A 6,947-nucleotide genomic window follows, 5' to 3' on the forward strand; every position below is an offset into this window, starting at 1 on the left:
CTTCCGGCGTCCGCCAAAATCCCTTCCGAAAAATAAATACCTGTTCAAACGGTCAATTTATATCGCCTGAATTTCAGCGACTTAGCGCTATTCAATAACTATTCGAAATCAACGGCGATTTTCATAGATCGCTGACTGGCACAGATCTGGCTTTAGTGCATACATGTTTTGTATACAAAACTGCAAAACATGAACCCACACTTTCGATCCGCAAGCCTGAAGCGCCCTATCCCGTACAGGCTGCAGATGCCCCTAACCTGTGATGTTTCACCGCTGCGACGAAGATCTGCCGAGCCTGAGCGCTCATGCACAGTCATCGCGGTCCGAACATCAGGAGCCTGCCGGAATGCGTACGAGTCTCTCGAACAACAACATCGCGCTGAATCTGCCCTCCTCCTCAACCCTCGATCACACCGTGCCCGGTGATGGCATCGCCGAACCGCTGCAATTGAGCCCGCGTCTGCACAACAGTGACCTCGCACCGACCAAGGTCGAAGGACGTCGCTGGGGCAAATACAGCATTTTTGCCCTGTGGACCAACGATGTGCACAACATCGCCAACTACTCGTTTGCCATCGGTCTGTACGCCCTGGGTCTGGGCGGCTGGCAGATTCTGCTGTCGCTGGGGATCGGCGCGGCGCTGGTGTACTTCTTCATGAACCTGTCCGGTTACATGGGGCAGAAAACCGGGGTGCCGTTTCCGGTCATCAGCCGGATCAGTTTCGGTATCCACGGGGCGCAGATTCCTGCGCTGATCCGGGCAATTATCGCCATCGCCTGGTTCGGGATTCAGACGTACCTGGCGTCGGTGGTGTTTCGCGTGTTGCTCACGGCAGTTCACCCCGGTTTCGCCGACTACGACCACAACTCGATCCTCGGCCTGTCGAGCCTGGGCTGGGTGTGTTTCGTGGCAATCTGGTTCGTGCAGTTGGGGATTCTGGCCTACGGCATGGAGATGGTTCGTCGCTACGAAGCCTTCGCCGGGCCGGTGATTCTGCTGACCGTCGCCTGCCTCGCCGCGTGGATGTACACCCAGGCCAACGCGACCATTGCCTGGTCGATCCGCGAACCGCTGACCGGCGGCGAGATGTGGCGCAATATCTTTGCCGGCGGCGCTTTGTGGCTGGCGATCTACGGCACGCTGATCCTCAACTTCTGCGACTTCGCCCGTTCTTCGCCGTGCCGCAAAACCATCAAGGTCGGAAACTTCTGGGGCCTGCCGGTGAATATTCTGGTGTTCGCCGGGATCACCGTCCTGCTGTGCGGTGCGCAATTTCAGATCAACGGCCGGATCATCGAAAGCCCGACCGAAATCATCGCCTCGATCCCCAACACGTTCTTTCTGGTGCTCGGCTGCCTGGCGTTCCTGATCGTCACCGTGGCGGTGAACATCATGGCCAACTTCGTCGCCCCGGCCTTCGTGCTCAGCAATCTGGCGCCGAAGTACCTGACCTTCCGCCGCGCCGGGCTGATCAGCGCGACGATTGCGGTGCTGATCCTGCCGTGGAATCTCTACAACAGCCCGCTGGTGATCGTGTACTTCCTGTCCGGCCTCGGCGCCCTGCTCGGCCCGCTGTACGGCGTGATCATGGTCGACTACTGGCTGATCCGCAAAGGCCGGATCCACGTGCCGCAGTTGTACAGCGAAGACCCGAACGGCGCGTATTACTACAGCCGCGGGGTCAATCTGCGGGCGGTGGCAGCGTTCATTCCGGCCGCGCTGATCGCCATCGTCCTGGCATTGGTGCCGGGCTTCCACAGCGTTTCGCCCTTCTCCTGGCTGATCGGTGCCGGGATCGCCGGAATGCTCTACCTGATCATCGCCAAACGCCAACCGCACTACGCCGATGTGGACGGTGAAGCCATCGCCGTCGAAAACGTCAGCCACTGAAACTTTTGGCGGCCCTTCGCGGGGCCGCAGAACCAACCGTAATAAGGACTTCCCATGCGTATTCTCGTGGTCAACGTCAACACCACCGAATCCATCACTCAGGCCATCGCCCGCTCGGCACAGGCTGTGGCTTCCCCCGGCACCGAGATCGTCGGCCTCACGCCGTACTTCGGCGCCGATTCGGTGGAAGGTAATTTCGAAAGTTACCTGGCCGCCATCGCCGTGATGGACCGGGTGATGTCCTACGACCAGCCGTTCGACGCTGTGATCCAGGCCGGCTACGGCGAACATGGTCGCGAAGGTTTGCAGGAGTTGCTCAACGTGCCGGTGGTAGACATCACCGATGCGGCGGCCAGCACCGCGATGTTCCTCGGCCATGCCTATTCGGTGGTCACCACGCTGGATCGCACAGTGCCGCTGATTGAGGATCGGCTGAAACTGTCCGGCCTGTGGGATCGCTGCGCCTCGGTGCGGGCCAGTGGCTTGGCGGTTCTTGAGCTGGAACACGAACCGCAACGAGCGCTGGAAGCGATCGTGCATCAGGCGGAACTGGCGGTGACTCAGGATAAAGCTGAAGTGATCTGTCTCGGTTGCGGCGGCATGGCGGGGCTCGATGAGAAGATCCGTCAGCGTACCGGCGTGCCGGTGATCGATGGCGTCACCGCCGCTGTGACCATCGCCGAATCGCTGGTGCGCCTGGGTCTGTCGACGTCCAAGGTGCGGACCTATGCGACGCCACGGCCGAAAACCATCATCGGCTGGCCAGCACGTTTTGCGCGTTGAACCGCTCTGCGAGACCCTGGGCTGAAAACTGCTCGATGATGAAGTCGACAAACGCCCGGGTCTTGCCCGGCAGCAGTTTGTGTTCGGCGTAATAGATGGAGATGTTGCCGTCGTCGACGTACCAGTCGGGCAAGACTCGCTGCAACGTTCCCGCCTCAAGATAACTGACGGCAAACGGCATGCTGACCAGTGCAATCCCCAGCCCCTGCGCCGCCGTGGCGCAGGCGGCTTCGGAATCGCTCATGGTCATTCGCGCCTTGAGGGTCAGCGGGCTGTGCTGCTGGGTGCGATGCGTCAACTGCCAGGAACGCACGCGACCGGTCTGCGGTGAGCGGATCAGGATGCCCTCGTGCAGCTTGAGATCGTCCGGTTCGCTGATCGGCGCGTGCCGATCCAGATAATCCGCAGAAGCCACCAACACCCGATGCGCCGGCGTCAGCCTGCGCGCCACCACGCCTTGTGGCAGCTCGAAGCCACCGCCAATCGCCGCATCGAAACCCTGGCCGATCAGATCGACCTGGCGGTTATCGAAGTGCCAGTCCGGGTTGATCGCCGGAAACCTTGTCAGGAACTCACCCAGCAACGGCACGATGTACAAGCGGCCGAACACCGTGCCCATGCTGACCTTCAACGTTCCCGCCGGTTGACCACCGGCACTGGCCAGATTGTTCACCGCGTTCTGGATGGTGGTCAGGCTGCCGCTGACCTCACTCAGAAACAGTTGCCCCGCTTCCGTCAGGGTCAATCTTCGGGTGCTACGCTGGAACAGCCTCACGCCGAGGCGCGCTTCCAGTTTCGCCACGCTTTTACCCACCGCGGCCGGTGTCAGGCTCAGGCGGCGCGCGGCCTCGGCAAAGCTGCCGACTTCGGCGCTACGCACGAAGCATTCGATACTGCTGAAGGTTTCCATGGCCGCCACTATAAACTTTTGGTTTACACAGACTATAGCAACCACGGTCTACCCGCCTATGGGCGAGGGGCAGATACTCGACACCACAACAAGGCAGCCTGCCTTGAAATTTCTGGAGATCGAACATGACCACTCAACACCTCAGCGGTAAAGTCGCTCTGATTCAAGGCGGCTCTCGCGGCATCGGTGCCGCCATCGTCAAACGCCTGGCCGCTGAAGGCGCCGCGGTTGCCTTTACTTACGTCAGCTCCGCTGCCAAGGCTGAAGAACTGCAAAACAGCATCACCGCCACCGGCGGCAAAGCCCTGGCTATCAAGGCTGACAGCGCCGACGCCAGCGCCATCCGCAACGCCGTGAACGCGACGGTCGAAACCTTTGGCCGCCTCGACATCCTGGTCAACAACGCTGGTGTGCTGGCCGTCGCCCCGCTGGAAGACTTCAAACTGGAAGACTTCGACCAGACCCTGGCAATCAACGTGCGCAGCGTGTTCATCGCCAGTCAGGAAGCCGCCAGACACATGGGCGAAGGCTCACGCATCATCAACATCGGCAGCACCAACGCCGACCGCATGCCCTTCGCTGGTGGCGGCGTGTATGCGATGAGCAAATCCGCGCTGGTCGGCCTGACCAAAGGCCTGGCCCGCGACCTCGGCCCACGGGGCATCACCATCAACAACGTGCAGCCCGGCCCGGTGGACACTGACATGAACCCGGCCCACGGTGACTTTGCCGAAAGCCTGATTCCGCTGATGGCGGTCGGTCGTTACGGCAAAGCCGAGGAAATCGCCAGCTTCGTCGCCTACCTCGCAGGCCCGGAAGCCGGTTACATCACCGGTGCCAGCCTGAGCATCGACGGTGGTTTCGGCGCCTGATTGATCAGATTGTCGATAACGAAAAACGCCGCCCCTCCTTTAACTGAGGGGCGGCGTTTTTTTGTCTGCGGTTTGATCAGGCCCAGTCCAGCGCCGGCAACCCGCATGCACTCGGTGAGAACGCTTTCAACGTACGAAGAATCCCGTCGGCGTGTGCGTATTTTTCATCGGCCATGGCCGCATCGGGAATCGCGATGGCGGTCATGCCCGCGGCTTTCGCTGCCGTCACGCCGAACGGCGAATCCTCGAACACCAGGCAATCTTCCGGTGCCACACCGAGACGGCGAGCGGCGGTGAGGAAAATGTCCGGTGCTGGTTTGGCCGCGCCAACTTCCGGGTCATCCGCTGTGACGATGAAGTCGAACAACGCGAACCAATCACGGTGCAGCGTGGTTTTCTGACCGAACGACTGGCGCGACGAACTGGTACCGACGGCAATCGGAATGTTGTGCGCCTTGAGATGGCGGATCAGTTCCTCGGCCCCCGGCATGGCTTGCGCAGTCGGAAAACGCTCGCGCATCAGCGGCTCGCGAATCACCAGAAACTCTTCGGCGGTGATCGGCAGGTCCAGCGCTTCGACCACGTAGCGCGCCAGATCGCCTGCACCGCGACCGATGATGTTCTGCTTGATGCTCCAGTCGAAAGTGCGCCCGTAACGCGCGGCAATCAGCGAGGTGACCTCGGTGTAGATGCCCTCGGTGTCCAGCAGCAAACCGTCCATATCGAAAATCACGGCCTTGATCGGGCCGAACGCCTTCAGCGGTGCATTCATCATCGGATCCGTTATCAAAAACATCCCAGGCGGCATGAGATACCGCTGCTCGGATCTGATTAAAGGGTTCAGCAGCATAACGAGCGCCGCCGAGGTTGAGCAACGGGCAATGTCGGTTGTCCGCCGAACGTTGCCGGGCACATTTAGAGAATTGCCCTACAGACATCGCCTACTTGCCTGACTTCTTTCCTGTTTGATCCCCCGCAAAGTTTCGCGCCATTCCCTTGATGCGCGCGAGTGACTGCGAATGCTTCCATCCGATCGGCTCCTGTACCTGAACAACAGCATTGGTTTGCTGGTAGTCGCTGCGCTGAACCCTGACCAGCCCGACGCCGAGAAGCTGTTCCAGGAATTCCGCCTCTGCCTCAACAACTATGAAAGCTGGGCCGAGCAGTTCTGGACAGGAACCGCGCTGGATGTCGAGCAAGTGTTCCAGATCGGCAACGATGTCCGGCTCAGTGCGCCGGTTGGCAGCCGAAAACCCATCAGTTCCTCCGTGGCCATGTGTTCCGCCACCGGCTCCCTGACACTGGTGCACATGTTCGAAGCCGCACGCTTCGTGCCGATCGGCGATACGCCGGTGACCCTGGAACCGGTCATTTCCGATGTCGACGGTGTGCTGAAATTCGGGGAACCGCAGCATTACACCATCGGCCCCAGCGGCATTCTCGAGGTCGACAACTGCGACCGGGGCCAGCGTTATCGCATCACCTTCTTTCCCGATGTTTCCGCCGCGCATGTCCAGACGCTATATGCCTCGTATCAGGGGCTCATCGATGGCCTGGAAAAATGGTTGCGTGAGGAATGGGTCAGGTTTCAACCGCAATGGGCCGAGTTTTCCAGTGCGGGTTTCCTGGAGCGTTACGGTCAGTTGCAGCAGGCCGACTGGCGCGGTTTCGAATCGGCGCTGAATGGCGTCTGGGATGATGTGAAACAGTTGTTCGCCCTGCTCGCCGACTTGCAGGCCAACAGCGAAAAACTTCTGCAATACCTGTCCAGCTTCGAGCTGGAAACCTTGCTCGAGGCCTCCTCCGAGGCCATCGCCAATGGCCTGCTGATGCTCAGCGACGAACCGTTGCTGTTCATTCATCTGGCGGCTTTTACCAGTTGGCTGAAGATGCTGCCGCCGCAGTATCTGGCCGAGGTGGTGGCTGAAGTTCGGGTCGAATTGCTGATCGGCTTTCTGTTGATGCGCGTGTCAGCGGGCATGGGGGTTCCGCTGCGGTTGAGCGCCAAGGTGCTCGGCAAGATCAAGTCGCCGCGTGCCCGGGAATGGCTGGCGGCGTCGGCGTTGCGTTTGGCGGAGCTGACTTCGGCACCCGATCTGACTCGGCATGCGGGCGCGTTGAAACCGCTGATGATCAATGCGCGTCCGGCACCGCTGCGGCCGACACCTGCGGTTCCACTGGAGATTCGCACGGCCGAATCGTTGGTGCTGACGGTGCCCAATCCGGCGGCCATTGCACGTAACAAGTCACACCGCACGACGCGAATGGAGCGGCATGAGCCTCGCGACGATGCTTCGGCTCAGGCGAAGAATCCCAACGGTGACAGTGCCGACTGTGTGCCCAGGACCTGCACCAACGGTTGTCCGGTGTCGATGGTAACTGGCGAAGAGCTGCTGACGCTGACCGATGGCGTGCTCGACGGGTTGCTGTCGTTTGAGTTCAGCCGGTTGTATCGCACCAGTGCGGTCGAGATCGATGTCGGGCTGGGGTT

Annotated in this window: 6 protein-coding genes; 4 read left to right on the forward strand and 2 right to left on the reverse strand. The window is 60.6% G+C overall.

The window, feature by feature from the left end:
* Positions 1 to 346 precede the first annotated feature (346 nt).
* Together AC1RMX_RS20890 and AC1RMX_RS20895 are read left to right on the forward strand one after the other, a co-directional pair.
* Positions 347 to 1,891, forward strand: coding sequence for an NCS1 family nucleobase:cation symporter-1 (locus AC1RMX_RS20890; RefSeq protein WP_102622783.1), 1,545 nt, complete (start codon positions 347 to 349; stop codon positions 1,889 to 1,891).
* A gap of 54 nt (positions 1,892 to 1,945) precedes the next feature.
* Positions 1,946 to 2,674 carry an aspartate/glutamate racemase family protein gene (locus AC1RMX_RS20895; RefSeq protein ID WP_085711883.1) on the forward strand — a complete coding sequence of 243 codons (729 nt, stop codon included), beginning with the start codon at positions 1,946 to 1,948 and terminating at the stop codon, positions 2,672 to 2,674.
* Here AC1RMX_RS20895 and AC1RMX_RS20900 read toward each other — a convergent pair.
* Positions 2,643 to 3,584, reverse strand: a complete 942-nt coding sequence (locus AC1RMX_RS20900; protein WP_096822534.1) for a LysR family transcriptional regulator — start codon at positions 3,582 to 3,584, stop codon at positions 2,643 to 2,645. The genes AC1RMX_RS20895 and AC1RMX_RS20900 overlap by 32 nt on opposite strands.
* Before the next feature lie 125 nt (positions 3,585 to 3,709).
* Between AC1RMX_RS20900 and AC1RMX_RS20905 the strand changes: the two genes are divergently transcribed.
* The gene (locus AC1RMX_RS20905; RefSeq protein ID WP_102622781.1) at positions 3,710 to 4,456 is read left to right on the forward strand and encodes a 3-oxoacyl-ACP reductase family protein; all 747 of its coding nucleotides are present in this window, start codon (positions 3,710 to 3,712) and stop codon (positions 4,454 to 4,456) included.
* 76 nt (positions 4,457 to 4,532) lie between these two features.
* On the opposite strand, the gene AC1RMX_RS20910 is transcribed toward AC1RMX_RS20905, so the two are convergent.
* Positions 4,533 to 5,228 carry an HAD-IA family hydrolase gene (locus AC1RMX_RS20910; protein ID WP_493072909.1) on the reverse strand — a complete coding sequence of 232 codons (696 nt, stop codon included), beginning with the start codon at positions 5,226 to 5,228 and terminating at the stop codon, positions 4,533 to 4,535.
* A gap of 247 nt (positions 5,229 to 5,475) precedes the next feature.
* Between AC1RMX_RS20910 and AC1RMX_RS20915 the strand changes: the two genes are divergently transcribed.
* On the forward strand, positions 5,476 to 6,947 hold a 1,472-nt coding region (locus tag AC1RMX_RS20915; protein ID WP_493072911.1), incomplete at its 3' end, for a DUF6531 domain-containing protein.

The organism is Pseudomonas sp. GW822-FHT03F04, assembly GCF_058801405.1.